This is a genomic window from Amycolatopsis pittospori (assembly GCF_013870525.1).
Taxonomy (GTDB): Bacteria; Actinomycetota; Actinomycetes; order Mycobacteriales; family Pseudonocardiaceae; genus Amycolatopsis; species Amycolatopsis pittospori.
The window spans coordinates 57,616-78,720 of the sequence record NZ_JACBXD010000033.1; the positions used below are offsets into that span (position 1 = coordinate 57,616).

Below are 21,105 nucleotides of genomic sequence, written 5' to 3' on the forward strand. Positions count from 1 at the left end.
AGCGTGAGTTTCGGAGGGGCCGTGCGCATCAGCGAGCTGGAACGCAGGACCGGTGTCAGCCAACGCCTGCTGCGTTACTACGAGGAGCAAGGACTACTACGGCCGGAGCGGCTCCCGAGCGGTTATCGCGTGTACGCCGAGGGCGATGTAACGACCGTCGAGCACATCCGCAACCTGCTCGCCGCGGGTCTGTCCACCAGCACGATCGCCGATCTGCTGCCCTGTATGGCTTCCGCGGACGGGCGGCTCATCGCCGATTGCCCCGAGCTGCTGGTGGACCTTCATCGGGAACGTGCCCGGCTCAGTGCCGCGATCATCGAGCTGACCACCGCCCGCAGCACCTTGGATCAGGTGATCGCCACCGCTCCGCCCTCGGTCGAGCACGCCGCCACTCGGCTGCTCGACGCCGGCTGACCAAACCGGTGGCCACTCCGTTCGGTGGTCCCGTGGAAGTGCTCAGGGGATGCGGGCCATCCCGGCGAGACCGCGGGCACGGCTGGCGTCGGCTTCCGAGCCCGCGATTTCGGGGTGCCATTGGGGCAGCCATACGAGACCGGGCTCGACCAGGTCCAGGTCGCCGAAGAAGCCGGCGATCTGTTCCCGGGTCCGCATGATCGCGGTGTGGTTGGTCCGCCGCCCGTACTCCTCCGCCACCTTCCGGCCCGCGGTCTGCGTCCGGACGTCCTCAGGGGCGACGTGGATGTGCGACAGCGCCAGAAGGCTGCCCGGCGGCAGCATCGCGCGATGGAAGCCGAGCGCGGCATGCGGGTTCTGCTCGTCGGGCATGAAGTGCAGCAACGCGACCAGCAGCAGTCCGATCGGCTGGGTCCGGTCGATCAGCCCGGTGTCCATCACGCGTTCCCACAGCCGGGCCCGGTCGAAGAAGTCGGCGTCCAGTGCGGCATGCCGGTTCGGGTCGGCGGTCTGTTCCAGCAGGATCTGCGCGTGTGCCCGGGCGATCGGTTCGTTGTCGATGTAGACGACCCGGCATTCGCCCGGGGCCACCTCGTCGGCGACTTCGTGCACGTTGCCCTGCGTCGGCAGACCCGAGCCGATGTCCACGAACTGCCGGATCCCTCGCGCGACCATGTACCGGACCGCACGGCCGAGGAACGCCCGGTTCGCCCGGGCGAAGTCACGGATCTCCGGCAACACCGCGAGCTGCTTCTCCGCGAAGGCCTGATCGACGGCGTAATTGTGGGTCCCGCCGAGCAGATAGTCATACACCCTGCCCACCGAAACCTTGTCCACCGCCGCCCCCAGGCGCGCGGCCTCATCCATGCTCATCCCGATCCCCAGGTCCTCGCACAACGGAATACCCGCACACGAACAGTACCCACACTCGGACAGGCGTGTCCCGGGGTCGGGCGATCAGCCCGGAACGACGACCCCCAGCAGGGCGAGCGCGGTCCCGATGCCCGCCGCGGCGAGGAGGGTGGTCACGACGCCGCGCCTCAGCACGAAAAGCAGGATCAAGGCACCGGCGAGCACCGCGAACTGCCATGGCCGGCCGAGACTCAGCGCGAGCGGGATCGCCGAGCCGAGGATCGCGCCGACGGCGGCCGGGCCCGCGCCGTCGAGGAACGCGCGCACGCCTGTGTTGCCGCGCAGCCGGTCGAAGTGCTTGGCGCCGAACAAGACGAACAGGATCGACGGCGTGAAGGCGACCACCGACGCCAGGATCCCGCCGGCGAGCCCGGCCGCCGCGTAGCCGACGACGGCGACGGTGTGCACCACCGGGCCCGGGGTGATCTGGCCGAGCGCGACCGCGTTGAGGAACTGCCCGGCGGTCATCCAGTGGTAGGTGTTCACCGCGTCGTCCTGCATCAACGGGATGATCACGAAACCGCCGCCATAGGACAGCATCCCGACTTTGAGCGCCACCCAGGCGACGGACGCGAACACCCCGGCGCCCGCCGTCGCGGTGAGCAAGGTCTGCGCGGGCAGGGCGAACAACGCCGTGCCCGTGTCGCCGCGGCGGGCGCGGTGCACGGTCCATTCGACCAGGCCGCAGCCGAGGAGCACCAGGACCAGCCACGGACCGACGAGGGCGGCGGAGGCGATACCCGCGACGACGTAAAGGATCCAGCGCACTCGGCCGGGGCCGGACACGCGTCGCCATCCCGCGGGCACGAGCGCGGCCCCCGCGTGCACCGCCACGGCCGCGACGGCGGCACCCGCCCCCGCTCCGGCCCCACGCACCCACGCGGGCGGCGACCCGGTCAGGAACAACGCCGCCAGCGCCAGGATCACGATCAACCCGGGCACGATGAACGCCGCCCCACCGACGAGCGCTCCCGCCCGGCCGCGGACCCGCCATGCGGTGAAGACGGCCAGCTGGGTCGAGGCCGGACCGGGCAGCAGGTTGCACGCGGCGATCGCGTCCTCGAACTCCTGGTCCGACAGCCATCCCCGGCGCCGCACGCACAACGCCCGCAGCAGAGCGATGTGGGTGGGCGGGCCACCGAAGCCGACACATCCGATCCTGCCCCATTCCCGCAGCACGGTTCCCAGACCGGGCGTGCCGATTTCGTCCTTTGTGGACTCCTGGGTCATCGGGCGGCGGGCTGGAACAGTTCGACCGGGTTCCCCGCCGGATCGTCGAACACGATCTGGCGGCCACCGGGTCCGGTGACGACGTCGCCGCGGAACCGGATGCCCGCCGCACGCAGCCGATCGACTTCGGCGTCGATGTCGGAGACGATGAGGTGGATGCGGTTCCAGCCGCCCGGGGCGGGTGTCGTGCCATCCGGCATCGGACGTCCGGCGGAGCTGGCGGGGCCGCTGAGGAGCAGGCGAAGGTTGCCGCGCACCACGTCGGCGAACGCCGGCAGCACGCTCGATCGCACGACGAAGCCGAGGTTTCCGGTATAGAACCTGACGGCCGCCTCGACGTCGTCGACCAGGTAGCGCACACTCACCAGATCCGTCGTCATGCTCTTTTCACCTCATCTTGGGAATTCGGCTCGCCGAAACGGGCGATCAGGTATCCGATCCGGCGGTCCAGTTCGACGGCGAGCCGTTGGAACGCCGGATAGGTCTCCCCCGTGTCCTCGGCTTCCCGCGCCGGATCGGGCAAGCTCCAATGGATCACCCGGGGATGCCCGGGAAATTCGGGGCGGACCTCGCGGACCCGGTCGCACAGGCTGATCACCCAATGGAAGCGTCTCCGGCGCAGATCGTCCACATGGGACGGTTCATGGCGAAGCGCGATCCCGTGTTCGGCGAGAGCGCGAACGGCGTCGGGATGCAGCGGTTTCGGCCGACTGCCGGCGCTGGACACCTCGACGGCCGAGCCGGCCCGGTGCCGCAACAACGCCTCCGCCATGGGCGAGCGGCCACTGTTCCCGGTGCACAGGAACAGAACCTTGACCGGGGAAGTCGCCCGTCGACCTTCCGCAGTGGCCGTCGCGAGGCCTGGATGCAGCGCGTTTCCCGCGGAAGCCAGCGACTTCGCGCACTGGCGCAGATCGAGGTGATAGTAGGTGTCACGCCCGTCGAAGCTGCTCCTCCGTGCGGTGACCAGCTCCGCGGCCCGCAGTTTGCGCAGGTGGTAGGACACCAGGTTCTGCGGCTGCCCGATCGCCTCCACCAGCTCCCGCACCCGGCGATCGCCGTGCGCGAGCTCGCGCAGCAGCCGCCAGCGCAGCGGATCGCTCGCCAGCCGTACGAACGGCGGCGGTCCGGGCATCTCGACGGAGGACACGACCGGACGATACATCAACCTGTATTGATATATCCAGGGGTGCCGGGACCGCGTCAGCGGACCGGGCCAGGCCTCCAGAGTGAGGTTCGCAGCGGGGTCGTGAGCCGAGTCCGTGAAGGCCTCCTTGAGGGACTCTGGGTCCCTCAAGGAGGCCTTCACGGACCAGTGATCAGCGGAGTGAAGGGGACTTTCCGCTCGTACAGTGAGGAGAAAGGCCCCTTCGACGCGGGTCTTGCGGTCCTCGTGGGCGGCGGAGTCCTGGGTGTTGCGAAAGCCACTTTCGCAACCTTCAACGTTGTGGAAGTGGCTTTCGCAACACCCGAGGTCGGCGTACGGGCGACCGGAACACGCCACCTTCGCCTTTCTGCTCGATAACCCTCCTTATCACTCACGACCCAGGCAGGGCTTTCCGCTCAGTAGCATGCGGCACATGGTCATCAAACTCGAGAACGTCGGCATCACCGTTCGCGACCTCGAAGCAGCGATCTCCTTTTTCACAGACCTCGGGCTCACGGTCGTCGGCCGTGACACGGTCAGTGGCGAGTGGACCGACACCGCTGTCGGCCTCGATGGCAACCACGCCAACATCGCGATGCTCCAGACGCCGGACGGTCACGGTCGCCTCGAGCTCTTCGAGTACATCCACCCCGACGCGATCGAGTCGGATCCCACTCGTCCCAACGAGATCGGCATGCACCGCGTCGCCTTCTCGGTCGACGACATCGACAAAGTCCTTGAGATAGCCGCGAAACACGGATGCCGTCCACTTCGCGACGTGGCCACCTATGAGGACATCTACAAGCTCACGTACGTCCGCGGTCCCAGCGGCATCATCGTGATGCTCGCCGAGGAACTGAAGAAGAACTGACGTCCGATCGGCGAGATCCGTCTCGCACCGGGTTCGCCGGCGACGGCGGCCAGGCCGTCAGCGTCTCCGGGTGGGGGTGTGGCGCGGGGTCGTCGGGCGCTTGGCGGTCGTCGTGGAGCGATGAGTCGTGGTCCTCGTCGTCTGCGGCGTCAGCTGGGTCGTGGTGGTCGCCGGGGTCTCCGGCGGTGACGACGTCGATGTCTTCAGAGGACCGGTCGCCGTCGTCGTCGGGGTCCGCGCGGTCGTCGCGGGCACCACCTGGCCGGTCTTGGACCCGCCCCCGACGCACGCGCCGAGTAGCACTCCCAAGCCCACGACCAGGCCACAGCACCACATCCGCATGGCCCGGGACCCTAACAGCCGCCGTCGCCTCGGTCGGCCGTTATCGACGGATAGGCCTCCGCTCGTGTGGTCTGTTCGGCCCTTGTGCGATCCGTACCCGGCGGCCAAGGTGGCGTCGATCTGGTCGAGGTGAGAAGAAGCCGCCGACAGCGAAGTTTCAGACGCGAGAGAGAACCGAATGACGGTCGACAACAGCCCCGAGGTGGTCGCCGAACTCGACCGTCTCGACGAGGCGGTCAAAGCAGCGCCCGCGGGAGACACGGCGGCGCAGATCGCGCTGTGGCGGCAGGTGACCCGCTTGGAGCACTGGTTCTTCATCGCGCGCGGCCCGGCCGACCGGCCCCGTCCCTACGCCGTGGCCTCCGAGCAGGGGCCGATGATCTGCCTTTACAGCAGTGCCGTGCGGGCGAACGAAGCCGCCCGCGCCCTCGGCCTGGCCGTCCCGGAAGGTGACACGGTGCCGCTGTTCGGCGTGCCGATGCCGGCCGCGGTCGACTACCTCGCCGCGTTCGCCGACTCCGGCGTCGTCGGCGTGACGCTGGACCATCCTCGGATCGGCCACTACATCCCGCTGGCGAACCTGGGTCTGCTCAAGGGCTGGATCGCAGAGGCCGCGCGATGACCGGTGCCGATCGAGGCGACGGTTTCCTCGAGGTGATCGCGTGCGAGGTGGAGGCGGACCCCGGCAATCTGGCGCTGCGCGAGGACTTCATCACGCTGCTGCTGGAGCAGGACCCGGACCGCGCCGCCACCGAACTGACGGCGTTCGAGGCCCACGGCGGTGATCCGGCGCGGATCCGCTTGCTGCGCGCCCGGCTGATGGCGACGCGGTTGCGAACCTCGAACCCGCCACCCGCCGAGACCGTTCCGACCCCGGCCGACCAGGACCGGCGTACCGGCGGTGCCGCTGGTTCAGCGTCGCCGTGGGACACCGAGCGCCCGGCGGTGACGCTGGCCGACGTCGCGGGTCTCGCCGAGGTCAAGCGGCACCTGGACACCACGTTTCTCGCTCCGCTGCGCAATCCCGAACTAGCGGCGGCGTTCGGGCAGAAGCCCGGCGGATCCCTGCTGATGTACGGCCCACCCGGTTGTGGCAAGACGTTCATCGCCAGGGCGATCGCCGGCGATCTCGGCGCTTCCTTCATCCACGTGACCCTCGCGGACCTGCTCAGCCAGTGGATCGGGGAGAGCGAAAAGGCGATCCAGAGCGTGTTCCGCCATGCCCGCGCGGCAGCGCCTTGTGTGATCTTCTTCGACGAGTTCGACGCGCTGGGCGGACGGCGTTCCTCCGGTGGCGGCGGGTCCAAGTCGATGCGGATGCTCGTCACCCAGCTGTTGGAGGAGCTCGACGGCGTGGCCGGCGCGAACGACGGGGTCTACTTCCTGACCGCGACGAACCGGCCATGGGACATCGACTCCGCGCTGCGTCGACCGGGCCGGATCGACAAGACGGTGCTGGTGCTGCCGCCGGACGCGGTCGCCAGGGCGGCGATCGTCCAGGGCGCGCTGGCGGGCAAGCCTGCCGACGACGTCGATGTCGTGGCCGTCGCGGCGGCGACAGAGGGGTTCTCCGGTGCCGACCTCGGTCACTTGACGACCACCGTGCTGCAGCAGGCGATGGTCGAGTCGATGAGCAAGGGCGAGCTGGTGCCGGTCACCACCGACGCGCTGCTAGCCGCGGCCGGCGGGATCATCCCGTCCACGACGTCCTGGTTCGACCAGGTGGCGCCGGTGCTGGAGTACGGCGTCGACGACGGCACCTTCGACCAACTCCGGGCCTACCGGGTCAAGCGAGGAATGCGATGAACGGCTTCGGACGCAAGGCCTCCGATGACGACGACGCGATGGAGCGGACCCTGGACCTGGCCTGGGAGCTCTTCGCGGCACAGCCCGCGCATCCCAAGGTCGCCGAGCTGGCGCTGCAGGTGCTCGCGGCCCAGCCGGAGCGAAGCAGCGTGTCGCTTTTGCTCGGCAATCACCGCGAGATCTGTGGCCAGGCGGACGAAGCGCGTCGTCTCTACCTCCAAGTCGCTGGTCGCCGCGATCGCCAGTTCATCAACGCGGCTCGTGCCCTTCGGCATTTGTCGTTCGCCGAACACGATCATCCCCGAGCACTGCAATGGGCACACACCGTCCTGACCGAGGAACACGAGGAGTGGGACGACTGGATGGAACTGGGCTCCGCCCAGGCGCTCTGTGGGGAGCACGAGGACGGATGGCGCCGGCTCGACGAGGCGGTCGCCCTGTGTTCCCGGACGACGCCGGACGAACTGCCCAAGGCACTCGGGAAACGCGCGGTGTATCTGCTGGGGAGCCTCGCACCACCCGACCGGTTCGCCCACGCGGCGGAGGAGGCCATCCGGGCCGATGTGGCGAACTCCTGGGTCGCTCTGCTGCTCGGCTGGTCCTACCTGGTGCAGTACCGGTTCACCGACGCCGAACGACTCGGTCTGCGGCTGCTGCGCGAGAATCCGACCGAAGACCAGATGCAGAACCTGGTGGAGACGGCCCGGACGATGCAACGGATCGCCGAGAACGCTCACGACCAGGACATCACCCTGGAGGACATCCGCCGCACCGGGGTGATCGAGCTGGGGTGGCGGCAGCTCCGCGACCAGATGCTCGGCATCGACCTGGCCTCCGCGCTGACGGCGTTGGACGACGTGATGCCCGCCCACCTGCGCGCCACCCTGCGACCAGGAGCTTCGATCTCCGATGAGCCGGAGGCCGACAAGATCGGGTCCATGGTCGCGGAGGATCTGGTGGCCTGGCACGACGGCCAGCAGCCCGGCACCGGCTCCGCCTGGGGCCTGGCCGAGCCGTTCCGCCTGATGTCGGCCGCCGAGATCATCACCATGAGCGCCGAGATCGAAGCCGACCCGGCGGCGCACCCGGACTGGCCTGAGAACGAGACGTGGGAACAGGTGATGACCGACGACGCCGGGTCCTACCTGGTCGCCGTCGCGTTCGGGGCGCTGGTCCGGCGTCGGCCCGGACAACCCGACGAGCCCGTCGCCGCGTCGATGGCCGACTGGATCTGGGACAGGGTGGCCGACTTCGGTGGTCCTGACCCGCGACCAGCACCCCGGAAGACCGAGGATCCCCCGACCGACCTGCGTTAAGGGCCACCCATCAGGGCGTAGGTCAAAAAGCAGCCGGCGGAGGCCTCGACGACGATTGTGGTCGCCGTCTGGCCACGCGGGACGACACCGGCCGTGTACACCGGGTGTGCAGGTCCGAACAGGGTGAAGACGTCATCGACCTTCACCAGCTCTGTGCCGCTGTTCCCCCTCCCGCCGTCGAGCCCGGCACGAGACGTGCAGTACTGCCCCGCTTGTCCAGGGGTTCGATCGTCTTCGCACCATCGCGCGCCGGCACAGGTCACGTCGCTGCGGTAATCCCTGTCGTTGTAGTGGACCCGGTACGGAAGACCTTTCTCTCCCGGCAGGGCGTAGCCGACGCGGTTCGCCACCTTGGGGATGAACGCGGCTCCACCCAGCGCTCCGAACAGCACCAGCAACGGGACGGACACCATCACCGCACGCCGACGGCCTCGGCGTCTCGCGGACCGGCCCTCGCCGCGCCGCGTCACGGACCCGGGTTCCTGCCCTGACATGGTGCCCCCTGTTCGGAAACGCGCCGCGTCCCACCGAGACGGTATGCCGGAGTTCGGCCCGCACCGTGAAATGCGGGGATCGCCGGTCGTGAGTGATGAGGAGGGTTGGAACGCAATGCCACGTGGCTTGAGTTGATCTTGGGTGGGTCTCGATCGTCATCATGGAGGTCCTCGGCTGGGTGGTGAAGGCCTCCTTGCCTACCTTGAGGGTAGTGAAGGAGGCCTTCATGGACGCGCGATCCGACATGCCACGTTCGCCCAGCCGTACCCCGGGTTCGATATCGGCGACTCATCCAGCTCGATCGATCAGGCCGCCGGCCGCCGAAGGACGACCCTTGTCACTCACGACATCTGCCCACTTCACCGAAGCCAGCGGACAGGGCGGTCGGCCCGATAGGTGCAGGTCGAGCCGGTGGTGACGGTTTCGCGCAGATGCGAGGCCAGCTCGGGATGACGGTCGTCGAGTTTGCGCAGCGTGTCGCGGATGCGGGCGGTGACGGTCTTGCGAGCGCGCTCGGCTTCATCACCCAGCCGCCGGGGGCGACCGGTGAGCCCGGCGGCCGCGCGCAATTGGCCCAGCAAGGCGTCGCGTTCCTTGTCGGCTTCGGCCGCGCGGAGGACCTCCCCCAGCTCGGTCGCCTGGTCGATGAGCGCGTCGAGCTCGGCCAGCCGGACCTTGTACCTCGACTTGGCCGTCTCGTCGAGGATCTCGTCCGCGCCGAGCACCAGCCCCGGCATCGCGCCACCGGAGAGCAGAACCGTGGCGGGCACGGCTGTCCCGGGCGCGCCGAGCAGGGTGTGCAGGTCTCGCAGCCCCTTGGTGGCGGGCATGTGGATGGTGCGGCCCGCGTAACCCAGCTGCCAGACCTCGCCGGTGTGGCGAAACTCCGCGTCCGGCCCGCGGCCGGCCGCGCGGATCCGCCGGGCGCGCTCGACCAGGCCGTGCATACCGATACGGGCCGCTTCGGCTTCGACCTCGTCCAACAGGGTCAGGCCGGCGTCGAGATCGCCTTCCGACCTTCTCGACATCAGGGCGTTCGCCAATCCTGCCCTGGCTTCGAGGGACCACGGCAACGCGGAAAGCAGGTCCGCCTGATGGCGAGCCTCCCCGAACCCGGCGATCGCGGCGTTCCAGTCGCCACCCGCGGCGTCCAACGCCGCCAGCCACAGTGCCACGGGGCCGCTGACATCGCCGCCGTGCAACGAAACCAGCCACAGCTCGCGGAACGGCCGGAGCCCGGCTCGCGCCCTTTCACCCAACGCCGGGTCCTTCGTCGCGGCCGCGACCTGCGCCAGGAACCGCAGCCACAACGGCATCACCATACGAGGGAACGGCTCGGGTCCCGCGGGCACTTCGGCGAGGAAACGCAGCGCGGAGTCGTGGTCCCCGGCCTCGACCGCCGTGATGGCTTCGATCAGACGCGGGAACGGGTAGTCCTGCCTGCCGAGGGACTCGTGCAGCCGCGCTAGCTCGCCGAACCGGCCCTGCTGCAGCAGAAGCGCCCAGCGCAGGTGGTGGCCCATGAACGCGGCGTGCTGGCCGCTCACCGCGTCGAGCAGCTCTTCGGCCTCGGCGAAGTGGCCGGCGAGGGTGGCGGCGATGCTGCGGTCGGCCAGCGCCACCGCGCCGGCCTCCGGCCCGCCGGAGCTCGCGGCCAGTGCCACGAACCTGTCGAGATAGTCCGCGTAACGAGGGTCTCCGAGCTCCAGCAACGCGACCCAGCGGAGGTCGGTCGCGTACTGCTCCATTTCGACGTCGGCGGTCCGGCGGGCGGTCACCGTCAGCTCCTCGGCCAGCCGTTCCCGTTCGAGCGCGGTGCCCGGCCCCCACAGAAGGTCGTGCTGCGCCGAAAGGCCGAACCCCAGTGCCTCGTCGTCACCCTCCCGCCGGGCGAGACCGGTGATCTGCTCGGCGATCCCGTTCGCCAGCACCGCGGCCGCCGGCTGCCCCGGAAGTTCACCGAACAACCTGCCGTGTGCCTCCGCGAGCAGCGCCTCGTCCGCGCCAGGGCCGCGGTACAACATGAGCGCGGCCCTGGCCATCAGCTCGGGATCGTCCAGCTTCCTGGCCAGCGTGGCGGCTTCCTGGAACACCGGCCACGCCGAGCCCTGCTCGCCGGCCAGCTGGAGTTCGTGCGCGAGGTCCAGCGTGATCTTCACTCGCGCGCGCTGATCGTCGACCAGTTCGAGCGCCCGCCGGTAGTGCCGCACCCGTTCCTCCGACGCGAGCTTGCGGCCGGGGTCCCGGGCGGCTGACAGCAGGTACCTCAAGGCGCGCGCTCGGTCCAGCCGCGCTCCCGCGTGGTAGACGTGGTGCGCCAGTTCGCCGGAAAACCTGCCCCCCGCCCAGCCGGGCACCCGTGCGTAGGCCTCGACCGCCGCCAGGTGCAGCCTGCCGATCTCGTCCTCACCGAGCTGTTCGCACAGCGTCTCCCTGACGACCCCGTGCACGAAGGAGAACTGGCCCTCCTGGCCGCTCACCAGCAACCGTGCCTCGATCGCCGTGTCCAGCAGTCTCCCGATCCGGAGCGCCGGGTCACCGGTCATCGCCGGCAGCAGCTCGGACTGGAACTCCAGGCCGAGCACCGCCGCCGCGGACAGCGTCCGGACCACTGGCGGCGGCAGGCTCGCCAGGCGGGCACGCACGGTCTCCGCGATCCCCGGGGCGACCGCCGTGGCCGACCCGGTGCTCTGCCGGAACCGGATCGCCTGCTCGACGAAGGCCGGATTGCCGCCGGTTCGCCGGTGCAGGGCGGCCACCTGGCAGGCGTCCGGCGGCTCGCCGGTGAGCCGGGTCATCAACTCGCCCACGTCCTCCCGGCTCAAGCCGGTCAGTGGGAGGACCCTCGCCCTGGCGATCAACGGTGCCAGCGCGGAGCCCGGCTCGGGGTCGCGGCAGGCGGCCAGCAGCACCACCCGGTCGAAGGCCGCGTGCCGGGCCACGAACTCCAGAACACGCAAAGCGTCGGGGCCGGCATGCTCGAGATCGTCCAGCACGAGCAGCAGCGGCCGATCATGGGCGAGCGTGGCGATCCGGCTCACCAGCACGCCGGGGTCGTCCCCCACCTCGGCCGGGGGCCCTGGCAGCGCCTGGAGTACGCGCTGCCACGGCCAGTGGCCGTCAGCCGGGTCCGGCCGCCAGCAGGAAACGGCGGCCACCAGGGCACCGGACTCCGCCGCCTCGGCGACCGCGGCCGCGAGCAGCGTGGTCTTGCCGATCCCCGCCTCGCCGGTGACCAGGAACAAGGCGCCACGGTCGCTCGCGATCGCGGCGCGCAGCAGCCCGGTGGGCCCGGCACGCCCGATCAGGTTCGAGTCCATGACCTCAGGTGGGCTCTTGGGCGACGATCGCCGCCTGCACGCGCGACTTGAGCCCCAGCTTGCCGAGCACCTTGGACACGTGCGTCTTCACCGTGGTCTCGGCGATGTAGAGGCGGCCGGCGATCTGCGCGTTGGACAGCCCCTCGCCAAGGCAGTCGAACACCTCACGCTCACGCTCGGTGAGTTCCTCCAGATTCACGGCGGGCGACGGGACCGGCGGCGCGATGGACGCGAAGGTCGAGATCAGCTTGCGGGCGATCTTCGGCGACAGCACGCCCTCACCGGTGGCCACCACCCGCACGGCGTCCACCAGTTTGGGGGCGTCCACCGACTTCAGCAGGTACCCACCTGCACCGGCACGCAGCGCGTTGTAGACGTCCTCGTCGAGGTCGAAGGTGGTGAGCACGAGGACCTGGGCCAGCCCCTCCTCGACGATGCGCCGGGTGGCGGTGATGCCGTCGATCCCCGGCATGCGCAGATCCATCAGCACCACGTCGGGGTTGAGCGCCTTGGCCTGGGCGATCGCCGCGGCGCCGTCCGCCGCCTCACCGACCACCTCGATGCCGTCGGCGTCGTTGAGGATCATCGCGAGTCCGGCCCGGATGGCGCCGTAATCGTCCGCGACGAGCACACGAATGGTCACCGGTGCACCTTTTCTGCGAGCTACGCCTCTGAGTCGAAAAAATCTACCAGTCCGCGACCCACGGTCACCAGCCCATGGCCGGTGAATCCGCTCGGCCGCGAACTTGACTCGCCGGACCCGGCCTAGGCCGGGTCGCCTACCGGCAGCACGGCACGGACCATCCAGCCGCGCGGCACGGGGCCGGCGCTGAACGAACCACCGATCGCGATCGCGCGCTCGCGCATGCTCAGCAGCCCGACACCGCTGCCGCGGCGGGCCTGCCCGGCCAGTTCGTTGCTCACCTCCAGGGTGAGCGTGCCCTCGCTGTGCTGGATGGCCACCGAGGCCCGAGCCCCCGGCGCGTGCTTGATGGCGTTGGTCAGCGCCTCCTGCGCGATGCGGTACGCGGCCAGGTCCACCGCGGCCGGCAGGGGTACGGCGGAATGGCTCAGCGTGTTGTGGACGTCCACCCGCATGCCCGCCGCCCTGGCCGATTCGACCAGCTTCGACAGTTCGTTGAGCCGGGGCGGCGAGGTGCTCTCGTCGACGCCGCTGCCGTCGGCGCGCAGCAGCGTGATGATGGAGCGCATCTCCGTCAGCGCGCTGACGCTGTTCTCCCGCACCAGGGTCAGTACCTTGCGGGCACTGTCCGGGTCCTTGATGGACAGTGCGGCCTCGGACTGGATGGCGATGGCGGACAGATGCCCGGCCACCACGTCGTGCAGATCCCTGGCCATCCGCGCCCGCTCGGCCACCACGTCCGCCTTGCGGTCCAGATCGGCGATCCTGGCCAGCTGCGCCGAAACCGCCCGTTCGGACTCGGCCATGATCCGATGCTGGCGGATGTTCGCCGCCCACCACACCGGAATCACGATGAACGGCGCGCAGGCGACCACGACGAAGATGGCCAGCCGCCAGTTCGGAACCAGTGTCAATGCCACGGCTGTTCCCACCAAAGTGCCCAGTACGGCGAGGGTGGTCACCACTCGGCCGACCCGCTGCGAGCTGTAGAGCACCGCGCAGTAGAGGTGATCGCCCAGCGCGATCAGGATCGGTGCGGACGTGCCCAGTACGACGTCCCCGGTCAACGGGATCATGGCCAGGCACAGGCCGATCACGGGCGCGCGGCGGCGGAGCAGCTGGAAAGCGCACATCACCGCCAGCACCGCGATGCGCAACCAGATCGGCGCGGAACCCTGATCGAGCACGGGGTAGATACCCGTGCAGTACAACACCGTGCCACCACAGAAGTACCCCAGGACGATCAGCTGATCCTGGCGTTTTCTGGGGAGACGGTGGAAAGCCGCCATGACGACCGAAGACACCAGACCATGAGAACACACGCTCATAGGCCACACATCCTCCTAAGTGATGAGCGGTGGCACCGGCCGGGGATTCCTGTCACGGGCCCAGATCCACGGGCGAGATCCGGTCGAAGACGTCGCCGGGGCCGGGGTTGCCGGGCGGGGTACGGCCACCGAGGTGGTTCAGCACGCCCCACACCGCGTTGAGCGCCGTGGTGACCGCGCCCTCGGCGAACCCCGCGGTCCAGGAGATGTCGTCACCGCACAGGAACAGCCCGCGGTGTTCCGGCGCCAGGTCCCGTTGCAGGAAGTGGGTGAACAGCCGTCGCTGGTAGCGGTAGTGGCCGGGCAGGTTGGACTTGAACGCGCCCATGAAGCGCGGCTCGGTCTCCCAGGTGATCGCCAGCGGCGGGCCGACGATATGCGAGCGGATGTCCACTCCGGGGTAGATCGCCGCGAGTTTGCCCAGCAACAGGTCCAGCCGCTCCTCGGCGGACAGCGTGGCGAACTTCAGCGAGTCGTCGTTCCAGGTGTAGGACAGGCACATCACGCCGGGCTCGTCCGGCCCGCGGTCGAACAGGTAGACCCCGCGGGGCATCCGGTCGGTCAGCGTCATGCCCATGGTCTCCCGGCCGGTAGCCGGGTCGACGTCACGCCAGAACGGCCGGTCGGTCAGCACGAACAGCTTGGACGCGCCCATGTAGTGCGTGCGCTCCACGGCGACCCAGTGCTCTTCGGGCAGCAGGCCGGGGTCGGTGTCGATCCGGTTGAGCAGCGTCCACACATGCGGGCTGAAGACCACGGCCGGGTACTTCCGCACGGCACCCGTCGCGTCCTCGACCTGGAAGCCGTCGCCGTCACGGGCGAGGCGGGTCACCGCGGGATAGGGGGTGCCGCCGTCGTGCAACCCCGCCAGCGAGGTGCCTTCCGGCCAATGCGCGAGCCGCTCGGCGTGATGCGCCCACAGTCCGCGAGGCACCTGCTGGGCGCCGTCGAGAATGCTCACCTGGTCCTCGTCGGCCTTGGTGTAGACCACCCGGAGGATCTCGATGACGGAGTTGGGGAAGTCCGTGTCCCATCCGCCGGTCCCGAAGCCGACCTGGCCGAACAGCTCCCGGTGCCGGAACGACTGGAACGCCGGGGTGCTGGCCAGGAAGCCGTAGAACGACAGGTCGTCGAACTCCCGCACCAACCGGTCCCACAGCGCCTTGATCAGCGGGACGTCACGCCGGGCGATCGCGTCCTGCATGGTCGCCAGCGCGGCACGTTCCTGCAGCGCCTTCGCCCAGGCGTCGCTGACCTCCTGGTACTCGGAGGGCAGGTCCTCGGCGGAGCCCGCCCACTGACGCCCGCCGTGCAGATTGATCAAGGTGGCGGGGGTCTGCGGCGCGAGCGGGTTCGGGAACGGCGCGGTGGGCAACCCGAGCTTGTCGATGTAGTGGAACAGCGACGCGGCCGAAACCGGGAATCGCATCGCGCCCATTTCCGCGAAATACCCGGGGTGGTCGGGAAAGGGCACCGAACGCATCCGGCCGCCGAGTTGCTCGGCCTCGTAGACGTGCGGACGCAGGCCGAGACGCATCAGTTCGTACGCGGCGGTGATACCGGACATACCGCCGCCGATCACCGCGACCGGAGTGCCGTGGCGATGCGGCGGCAGCGAGCCCAGCCCGGACGGATGGCGCAGCCATTCGTCGTAGCCGAACGGGAAGTCCGGGACCAGCATGGTCGGCACGTCAGGGGTGGCCAGAGACATCGGTCGGCAACCTCTCGACGGAGTTCACTGGGAATTCGCGGGACGGTCGGTCTCCGATTCCCCCTCGGCCCGCGAATTCCGACAGTATTTCCGCGCCTTCCGGACGAACAACCCCTGCCACCCCGGCACCGCACGTTCAGGGGTGGATAGGGGCCCGCCGAAAGGTAGTCGACCTCATCGGTCACGAGTGGCGATTCGGCTTAGCGCCAAGGGAGTCTCAGTACCTACTGGCCTCGGGCTGCTGTTTTGACAGGTCCGGTCCGTGAAGGCCTCCTTACCTACCCTCAAGGTAGTGAAGGAGGCCTTCACGGACCGCAGGCAGGCCAGGGCGGCGGTGAGTGGTCGGCCAAGCGCGTGACCCGCGTCATTCGCGACGGTTGTACAACCGCATGCTGATCGTGCCGAAAACCAAGGTGATGACGGCGGAGAAGGCCACTGTGGACAGAATCCAGCCACCGGGGAACTGCCCGGCCATCAGGCCGCGCACGGCGGAGACCACGTGCGTGATCGGGTTCGCGTTCACCACGGCCCGCAACGCGCCCGGCATGGTGTCCGGCTCCACGTAGACGTTGCTCAGGAACGTGCCGGGCATGACCACCATCATGCTCACGCTCATCACCGACTTCTCCGAGCGCAGCAGGAGCCCGAACATGGTCCAGATCCAGGAAAACGCGAAGGAGAACAGCAGCAGCAGAGCGATCGAGCCGAGCACCCCGAGCAGGCCCGCCGGGCGGAACCCCATCACCAGGCCCAGCAGCAGGATGGTCACCGAAGCCGCCGAATACCGCACGGCGTCGCCGAGCAGCGCGCCGACCAGCGCCGCGGGCCGCCACACCGGCAGGGTCCTGATCCGGTCGAACACCCCGTCCTTGATGTCGCCGTTCACCCCGGTGCCGGTGTACATGGTGATCATCACGACGCTGGTGACCAGCACCCCCGGCAGCAGGAACTGCAGATAGTCCGCTGTGGACCCGGCCAGCGCGCCGCCGAACAGGTAGGTGAACATCAGCGTCATCAGCACCGGGAACGCGGTCACGTCGAAGATCTGCTCGGGAATGTGCTTGAGCTTGAGCATCGACCGCCAGCCGAAGGTGAGCGAAGCCGACCAGGCACTGGGCCGGGCCGGGGCGTCGCCTTCGGAGAGCACGGATTCCAGCGTGGACTCGGTCATTCGCCCGTCTCCTGTCCCGCGGTGCGCTCGGTGAGGGCGAGGAAGACCTGGTCGAGGCTGGGCCTGCCCAAGGTGAAACTGTCCACCCGGACCCCGGCGTCGTCGAGTTCGGCGAGGACCGCGGAAGCCTGTTTCTCCGCTCCCGCGACCGCCACCAGCGCGGTGAGGACCAGCGGATCGGGGTCGGACTCGACGCGGGCGGACAGCACACGCGAGAGCACCGACTCGGCGGTGTGGCGATCGGCGGGATCGCACAGTCGCAGGTGGACAGTGCCGGCGCCGGCGGAGGCCTTGAGTTCACCCGGCGTGCCTTCGGCCACCACGCGGCCGCGGTCGATCACCGCGATCCGCGCGGCCAGCCGGTCGGCCTCCTCCAGGTACTGCGTGGTCAGCAGCACCGTCGTGCCCTGCCCGACGATCGTCCGGACGATGTCCCAGACCTGGACCCGGCTGCGCGGGTCGAGCCCGGTGGTGGGTTCGTCGAGCACCAGGAGGTCGGGGGTGCGGATGATGCTGGCCGCGATGTCGAGCCGGCGGCGCATCCCACCGGAATAGGTCTTGACCTGCCGGCCGGCGGCTTCGTCGAGCCCGAAGGCCGCGAGCAGACGCCCGGCCCGCCGCCGTGCCGCCGCCTTGCCGTGGCCGAGCAACCTGGCCAGCATCACCAGGTTCTCCTCCCCGGTGAGCACGTCGTCCACCGACGCGTACTGGCCGGTGAGGCTGATCCTGGCGCGCACGGCGTCCGGTTCGGCGGCCACGTCGTGCCCGAAGACACGGGCCGTACCGCCGCCCGGGCGCAACAGGGTGGCCAGCACCTTCACCGCGGTCGTCTTGCCCGCGCCGTTGGGCCCGAGCACCCCGTAGACGATGCCGGGCGGCACCGTCAGGTCCAGCCCGTCCAGCGCCCGGTGGGCGCCGAAACTCTTCGTCAGCCCGGTGGTTTCGATCGCCGGACAGTCCCGGCGTCCACCGGGGGTTCTGTTCTTCTCCGCCGTACTTGCCGTCATACCCTGAAGGCGCAAGATCGGGCGGTCTCGGCCGCGAGATCCGATCTAGCGGCGAAACTCCTCCGAAGTGATGAGCCTGTCGGTACTCTCGAAGGATTTGCCGACGGCCGTGCCGTTCTATCGTTTCCTCAAGGAATTCACCGTCGTCGGCCGAGTGCCGACGGCAGCACCGAGGAGCACATGATGTTCGAATTGATCGGAATCCTGTTCGTCGTCCAGGGGATCGGCGGCCTGATCAACAACCTGCAGACCGACAGCGGCAAGAGCTGGTTCCTGGTCAACCACATCGAGGCGCTGAACGGGTACGAGATCCCGATCAGCATCGCGCTGATCGTGGTCGGTGGCCTCCTGGCAGGCGGCAAGTACCTGCTCAAGGAGAAGGAGAAGTACATGCGCAAGAACAAGGACAACTGACCTGCGCAGACACTCGAATACCCGGGGAGGGGTTAAGTAGTGGAATTGCCGTCATCGAAGAGCAGTGGCTGGCCGTACCCGGTCGATCCGAACTCGGCGCCGCCGCGCACGTCCGGTCCGATCAGCCTGCACCGCAACGACAACCAGCCCGCGTACGTGGGCATACCGACGTTCATGAGCTTGCCGATCTGCCTGACACCGGAAGACCTGGTGGCCGGGAAGGTGGACGTGGCGGTGCTCGGTGCCCCGGTGGACACCTCCACCGGGCACCGCGGTGCCGCGTTCGGCCCGCGGGCGCTGCGTTCGGACGAGCGATACCTGTTCAACAACACCGCCGAGCTGATCAACGCCAGCACTCGGGTGAAACCGTTCAGCGAGCTGACGGTGGTGGACTACGGGGACGCCGCGGTGGACTTGTGGAGCATCGAGAACACCGAGCGCACGGTGGGCCAGGTCGTCGGCGAGGTGGTCGCGGCGGGCGCGGTGCCGGTGATCATGGGCGGTGACCACTCGGTCATGGTGCCCAGTGTCCGCGCACTGGCCGAGAAGTACGGCAAAGAGAAACTGGCCGTGGTGCACTTCGACGCGCATCCCGACTGCCACGAAGAGATCTACGGGCACGAGAAGACCCACGCCACCACCATCTGGCGGCTGGTCAACGAGCTGGGCATCCCCGGGCGCAACATCGTGCAGGCAGGCATCCGCACGCCGGGGTCTCCGGACAACCAGCTGTTCAACTGGATGCGTAAACAGGGCATCCACACCCACTTCATGGCCGAAATCGAGCGGATCGGCCTGCCCGCCGTGGTGGACAAGGTGATCGGCGAGGCCACCGAACACGCCGAGGTCGTCTACGTCTCGCTGGACATCGACGTGGTGGACCCGGCGTACGCCCCCGGCACCGGAACACCGGAGCCCGGCGGCCTGACCAGCCGCGAAATCCTCACCACGTTCCGCAGGCTGTGCCATGAGATGCCGGTGGTCGGGCTGGACGTGGTGGAGGTGGCACCGCATCTCGACCCCGGCTACATCACCGCGATGCTCGCCCGCCGGGTGATCCTGGAGTCGATCAGCGGGCTGGCCATGCGCAAGACGGGCATCGGTTCCCGCAACTATCTACACCCGGTCACCTCGGGTGAGATCCCCTTCGCCCTCAAGGGCTGACGAGCGGATCCCCGGGGACCGCGCAGGCCGTGCCGGACGTCCGGCACGGCCTGCGCGACGCCCGCGTCCGGTGGGGTTCCCGGATACCCCCCAGCCCGGTTATCCCGCCGGACGCGGGTCTGTGGACCGGGGCAGACCTCCCCCGGTCCGCTCCGGTTCTCCGAATGACAAAGGAGGGCGACCTTCCGGTTGCCCTCCTTTGTCATTCCCGGTGGGTGCACGGGTGTCCTGAAGGCCCCCTTTGAGACGGTGAACGTCCTCAAGGGGGCCTTCAGGTTCCCGCGAACAACCCCTCGCAGCGCTCACGCCCCCGCGCGAAGTTCTCAAACGGGTCCACCGGAGCGGGTCTTGAGTCCTTTGTCGCCAGTCGAGAAGATCTCGGGCCCCGGGGTGACGAAGCCTCTGCGCGGCGAATGACTAAGGAGGGCGACCTTCCGGTTGCCCTCCTTAGTCATTCCCAGCGGAAAACGCGGTATCAGCTTTCGAGTTCCGCGACGACCCAGTCGCTGACGGCGCGTGCGGTATCCGCCGCGCCGGTCTCCATGATCCCGAAGTGGTTCCCCGGAATGTCCATTGTGGAATGCGGCAGCGGCCAGGTGGCCCGCCCGCCCGCGCCGAGCGGCTCGGCACGCACGAGCAGGGTGGGCGCCGAGATCGGCTCCGGGGTCCACGCCAGGTTGAAGTAGCGGCCCATCGCGGTCAGCCAGGCCTCGCCCCAAGCGTCGTCTGCGGTGCGGTCCCGGTCGATCAGGCCCTGCCAGGTGTCGGCGATCGAGTCCCCGACGGTCGCGAGGTCCAGCTGGGAGTAGGTGTCCAGCAGGATCACCGCCGCCGGGCGGATGCCCTCGTTCTCCAGCCGTCGTGCCAGCGCATGGGCGATGACGCCGCCGGACGAGTAGCCGATCAGGACGAACGGACCCTCGCCGACCTGCGCCGCGATGGCCGCGTGGTGCACGTCGAGCAACGCGTCCGCGTCGGCGGGCAGTGGCTCCCCGGTGAGGAAACCCAGCAGCGGCAACACGAACAGGTCTCGCTCGTCGCGGAGCTCGGCGGCGAACCGGGAGTACTGCTGGGGGCCGGTCTTGCCGACGAACGGCGGCACGCAGACGAGCCGCGTCGGTGCCGGCCCCTCCGCGAGCCGCACCGCCTCCGGGGGCGACGGCAGGTCCTTCGCGCAGTCGAACGTCGGCAGGAAGGTGCCGGCGGTGTTCAACAGCGCGATGAACTCGTCGATCCGGCCCAGTTCGCCCGCCCGCTCGTAGAGTGCGCTGAGCGTGCCGGCGGGCCGTGCCGGGGCCGCCTCGGCCCGCTCTCCCACCAGGGTGAGCAGGTGCCGGGCCAGTTCGACCGGGGTGCCGAACTCGAACACCGCGGTCGAGCGCACCGGGCGCCCGATCCCCGCGGTGAGCCGCTTGGCCAGATCCACCGCCGTGAGCGAGTCGAATCCGGCCTCCAGCAGGCGAGCGCCGGGTTCGACCGCGGTCGCGTCCGGGTGGCCCAGCACCGCGGCCACGACGGCCCGCACCTGATCGACCACAAAGGACAGCCGCTCGCCGGCGGGCAGCGCCCCGAGCCCCGCGGCGATGCCCGCCTCGGACTCGACGGGCTCTTCGGCCACGGCACCGGCTTCCGTCAGTTCGGCCAGCAGCGGGCTCGGCCTGGTGGCGGTGAACACCGGGGAGAACACCGACCAGTCCATATCGGTCACCGTCAGCGTGGTTTCGCCGCGGTCGAGTGCCTGGGCCAGTGCCCGGACGGCGAGCTCGGGCGCCATCGGGCGGACCCCGCGCCGTAGCATCGCGGCCCTGAACGGC

The 21,105-nt window shown here is 69.3% G+C and carries 20 protein-coding genes; 7 read left to right on the forward strand and 13 right to left on the reverse strand.

The window, feature by feature from the left end:
- Nucleotides 1-21: 21 nt before the first annotated feature.
- A complete protein-coding gene (locus H5J31_RS20020) occupies nucleotides 22-414 on the forward strand; it encodes a MerR family transcriptional regulator (protein ID WP_181774130.1) in 393 nt (130 codons plus the stop codon).
- A 42-nt stretch (nucleotides 415-456) separates the two neighbouring features.
- Here the strand turns inward: H5J31_RS20020 and H5J31_RS20025 are convergent, their stop codons facing one another.
- From H5J31_RS20025 to H5J31_RS39910, 4 genes are all read right to left on the reverse strand, one after another.
- Nucleotides 457-1,281, reverse strand: coding sequence for an SAM-dependent methyltransferase (locus tag H5J31_RS20025; RefSeq protein WP_181774151.1), 825 nt, complete (start codon nucleotides 1,279-1,281; stop codon nucleotides 457-459).
- Nucleotides 1,282-1,371: 90 nt separating this feature from the next.
- Nucleotides 1,372-2,556, reverse strand: a complete 1,185-nt coding sequence (gene chrA / locus H5J31_RS20030) for a chromate efflux transporter (protein WP_181774131.1) — start codon at nucleotides 2,554-2,556, stop codon at nucleotides 1,372-1,374.
- Entirely contained in the window at nucleotides 2,553-2,936 is a 384-nt protein-coding gene (locus tag H5J31_RS20035) for a VOC family protein (RefSeq protein ID WP_181774132.1), read from the reverse strand. Before H5J31_RS20035 ends, chrA begins: the two co-directional genes overlap by 4 nt.
- Complete coding sequence (locus H5J31_RS39910) at nucleotides 2,933-3,691, reverse strand: arsenate reductase/protein-tyrosine-phosphatase family protein (protein ID WP_207898324.1); 759 nt, start codon at nucleotides 3,689-3,691, stop codon at nucleotides 2,933-2,935. The genes H5J31_RS20035 and H5J31_RS39910 overlap by 4 nt, the downstream gene beginning before the upstream one ends.
- 445 nt (nucleotides 3,692-4,136) lie before the next feature.
- Between H5J31_RS39910 and H5J31_RS20045 the strand changes: the two genes are divergently transcribed.
- On the forward strand, nucleotides 4,137-4,574 hold the full coding sequence (locus H5J31_RS20045) for a VOC family protein (RefSeq protein WP_181774134.1): 438 nt from the start codon (nucleotides 4,137-4,139) through the stop codon (nucleotides 4,572-4,574).
- 57 nt (nucleotides 4,575-4,631) lie between these two features.
- Here the strand turns inward: H5J31_RS20045 and H5J31_RS20050 are convergent, their stop codons facing one another.
- Complete coding sequence (locus H5J31_RS20050; protein ID WP_181774135.1) at nucleotides 4,632-4,916, reverse strand: hypothetical protein; 285 nt, start codon at nucleotides 4,914-4,916, stop codon at nucleotides 4,632-4,634.
- 178 nt (nucleotides 4,917-5,094) lie between these two features.
- On the opposite strand from H5J31_RS20050, the gene H5J31_RS20055 reads away from it, so the two are divergent.
- From H5J31_RS20055 to H5J31_RS20065, 3 genes are read left to right on the forward strand one after another with little or no spacing between them, the layout of a single operon-like run.
- On the forward strand, nucleotides 5,095-5,538 hold the full coding sequence (locus H5J31_RS20055; protein WP_181774136.1) for a hypothetical protein: 444 nt from the start codon (nucleotides 5,095-5,097) through the stop codon (nucleotides 5,536-5,538).
- Entirely contained in the window at nucleotides 5,535-6,722 is a 1,188-nt protein-coding gene (locus tag H5J31_RS20060) for an ATP-binding protein (protein ID WP_181774137.1), read from the forward strand. The genes H5J31_RS20055 and H5J31_RS20060 overlap by 4 nt, the downstream gene beginning before the upstream one ends.
- The gene (locus H5J31_RS20065; RefSeq protein ID WP_236005282.1) at nucleotides 6,719-8,038 is read left to right on the forward strand and encodes a tetratricopeptide repeat protein; all 1,320 of its coding nucleotides are present in this window, start codon (nucleotides 6,719-6,721) and stop codon (nucleotides 8,036-8,038) included. The genes H5J31_RS20060 and H5J31_RS20065 overlap by 4 nt, the downstream gene beginning before the upstream one ends.
- Here H5J31_RS20065 and H5J31_RS20070 read toward each other — a convergent pair.
- The 7 genes from H5J31_RS20070 to H5J31_RS20100 form a co-directional block, all read right to left on the reverse strand.
- Entirely contained in the window at nucleotides 8,035-8,532 is a 498-nt protein-coding gene (locus tag H5J31_RS20070; RefSeq protein WP_236005283.1) for a hypothetical protein, read from the reverse strand. The genes H5J31_RS20065 and H5J31_RS20070 overlap by 4 nt on opposite strands.
- A 360-nt stretch (nucleotides 8,533-8,892) precedes the next feature.
- The gene (locus H5J31_RS20075) at nucleotides 8,893-11,853 is read right to left on the reverse strand and encodes an AAA family ATPase (protein WP_181774138.1); all 2,961 of its coding nucleotides are present in this window, start codon (nucleotides 11,851-11,853) and stop codon (nucleotides 8,893-8,895) included.
- Nucleotides 11,854-11,857: 4 nt separating this feature from the next.
- Complete coding sequence (locus H5J31_RS20080; RefSeq protein WP_181774139.1) at nucleotides 11,858-12,496, reverse strand: response regulator; 639 nt, start codon at nucleotides 12,494-12,496, stop codon at nucleotides 11,858-11,860.
- A gap of 122 nt (nucleotides 12,497-12,618) precedes the next feature.
- Nucleotides 12,619-13,785, reverse strand: coding sequence for a sensor histidine kinase (locus H5J31_RS20085; protein ID WP_236005293.1), 1,167 nt, complete (start codon nucleotides 13,783-13,785; stop codon nucleotides 12,619-12,621).
- 91 nt (nucleotides 13,786-13,876) lie between these two features.
- A complete protein-coding gene (locus H5J31_RS20090; RefSeq protein WP_181774141.1) occupies nucleotides 13,877-15,535 on the reverse strand; it encodes a flavin monoamine oxidase family protein in 1,659 nt (552 codons plus the stop codon).
- A 364-nt stretch (nucleotides 15,536-15,899) separates the two neighbouring features.
- On the reverse strand, nucleotides 15,900-16,706 hold the full coding sequence (locus tag H5J31_RS20095; RefSeq protein WP_181774142.1) for an ABC transporter permease: 807 nt from the start codon (nucleotides 16,704-16,706) through the stop codon (nucleotides 15,900-15,902).
- On the reverse strand, nucleotides 16,703-17,713 hold the full coding sequence (locus H5J31_RS20100) for an ATP-binding cassette domain-containing protein (RefSeq protein ID WP_181774143.1): 1,011 nt from the start codon (nucleotides 17,711-17,713) through the stop codon (nucleotides 16,703-16,705). The genes H5J31_RS20095 and H5J31_RS20100 overlap by 4 nt, the downstream gene beginning before the upstream one ends.
- A 183-nt stretch (nucleotides 17,714-17,896) precedes the next feature.
- Between H5J31_RS20100 and H5J31_RS20105 the strand changes: the two genes are divergently transcribed.
- Both H5J31_RS20105 and speB read left to right on the forward strand, forming a co-directional pair.
- Nucleotides 17,897-18,127, forward strand: a complete 231-nt coding sequence (locus H5J31_RS20105; protein ID WP_181774144.1) for a hypothetical protein — start codon at nucleotides 17,897-17,899, stop codon at nucleotides 18,125-18,127.
- A 39-nt stretch (nucleotides 18,128-18,166) separates the two neighbouring features.
- Nucleotides 18,167-19,291, forward strand: a complete 1,125-nt coding sequence (gene speB, locus H5J31_RS20110; protein ID WP_328701565.1) for an agmatinase — start codon at nucleotides 18,167-18,169, stop codon at nucleotides 19,289-19,291.
- A gap of 475 nt (nucleotides 19,292-19,766) precedes the next feature.
- Here the strand turns inward: speB and H5J31_RS20115 are convergent.
- A partial coding sequence (locus H5J31_RS20115) for an alpha/beta fold hydrolase (RefSeq protein WP_181774145.1) occupies nucleotides 19,767-21,105 on the reverse strand: 1,339 nt, incomplete at its 5' end.

What these genes read in the sequence shown, in the direction of transcription:
- H5J31_RS20025 (WP_181774151.1), bottom strand. Translation starts at nt 1,281, where the DNA reads ATGGATGAGGCCGCGCGCCTGGGGGCGGCGGTGGACAAGGTTTCGGTG.
- chrA (WP_181774131.1), bottom strand. Translation starts at nt 2,556, where the DNA reads ATGACCCAGGAGTCCACAAAGGACGAAATCGGCACGCCCGGTCTGGGA.
- H5J31_RS20035 (WP_181774132.1), bottom strand. Translation starts at nt 2,936, where the DNA reads ATGACGACGGATCTGGTGAGTGTGCGCTACCTGGTCGACGACGTCGAG.
- H5J31_RS39910 (WP_207898324.1), bottom strand. Translation starts at nt 3,691, where the DNA reads ATGCCCGGACCGCCGCCGTTCGTACGGCTGGCGAGCGATCCGCTGCGC.
- H5J31_RS20045 (WP_181774134.1), top strand. Translation starts at nt 4,137, where the DNA reads ATGGTCATCAAACTCGAGAACGTCGGCATCACCGTTCGCGACCTCGAA.
- H5J31_RS20050 (WP_181774135.1), bottom strand. Translation starts at nt 4,916, where the DNA reads ATGCGGATGTGGTGCTGTGGCCTGGTCGTGGGCTTGGGAGTGCTACTC.
- H5J31_RS20055 (WP_181774136.1), top strand. Translation starts at nt 5,095, where the DNA reads ATGACGGTCGACAACAGCCCCGAGGTGGTCGCCGAACTCGACCGTCTC.
- H5J31_RS20060 (WP_181774137.1), top strand. Translation starts at nt 5,535, where the DNA reads ATGACCGGTGCCGATCGAGGCGACGGTTTCCTCGAGGTGATCGCGTGC.
- H5J31_RS20065 (WP_236005282.1), top strand. Translation starts at nt 6,719, where the DNA reads ATGAACGGCTTCGGACGCAAGGCCTCCGATGACGACGACGCGATGGAG.
- H5J31_RS20070 (WP_236005283.1), bottom strand. Translation starts at nt 8,532, where the DNA reads ATGTCAGGGCAGGAACCCGGGTCCGTGACGCGGCGCGGCGAGGGCCGG.
- H5J31_RS20075 (WP_181774138.1), bottom strand. Translation starts at nt 11,853, where the DNA reads ATGGACTCGAACCTGATCGGGCGTGCCGGGCCCACCGGGCTGCTGCGC.
- H5J31_RS20085 (WP_236005293.1), bottom strand. Translation starts at nt 13,785, where the DNA reads ATGGCGGCTTTCCACCGTCTCCCCAGAAAACGCCAGGATCAGCTGATC.
- H5J31_RS20090 (WP_181774141.1), bottom strand. Translation starts at nt 15,535, where the DNA reads ATGTCTCTGGCCACCCCTGACGTGCCGACCATGCTGGTCCCGGACTTC.
- H5J31_RS20095 (WP_181774142.1), bottom strand. Translation starts at nt 16,706, where the DNA reads ATGACCGAGTCCACGCTGGAATCCGTGCTCTCCGAAGGCGACGCCCCG.
- H5J31_RS20100 (WP_181774143.1), bottom strand. Translation starts at nt 17,713, where the DNA reads ATGACGGCAAGTACGGCGGAGAAGAACAGAACCCCCGGTGGACGCCGG.
- H5J31_RS20105 (WP_181774144.1), top strand. Translation starts at nt 17,897, where the DNA reads ATGTTCGAATTGATCGGAATCCTGTTCGTCGTCCAGGGGATCGGCGGC.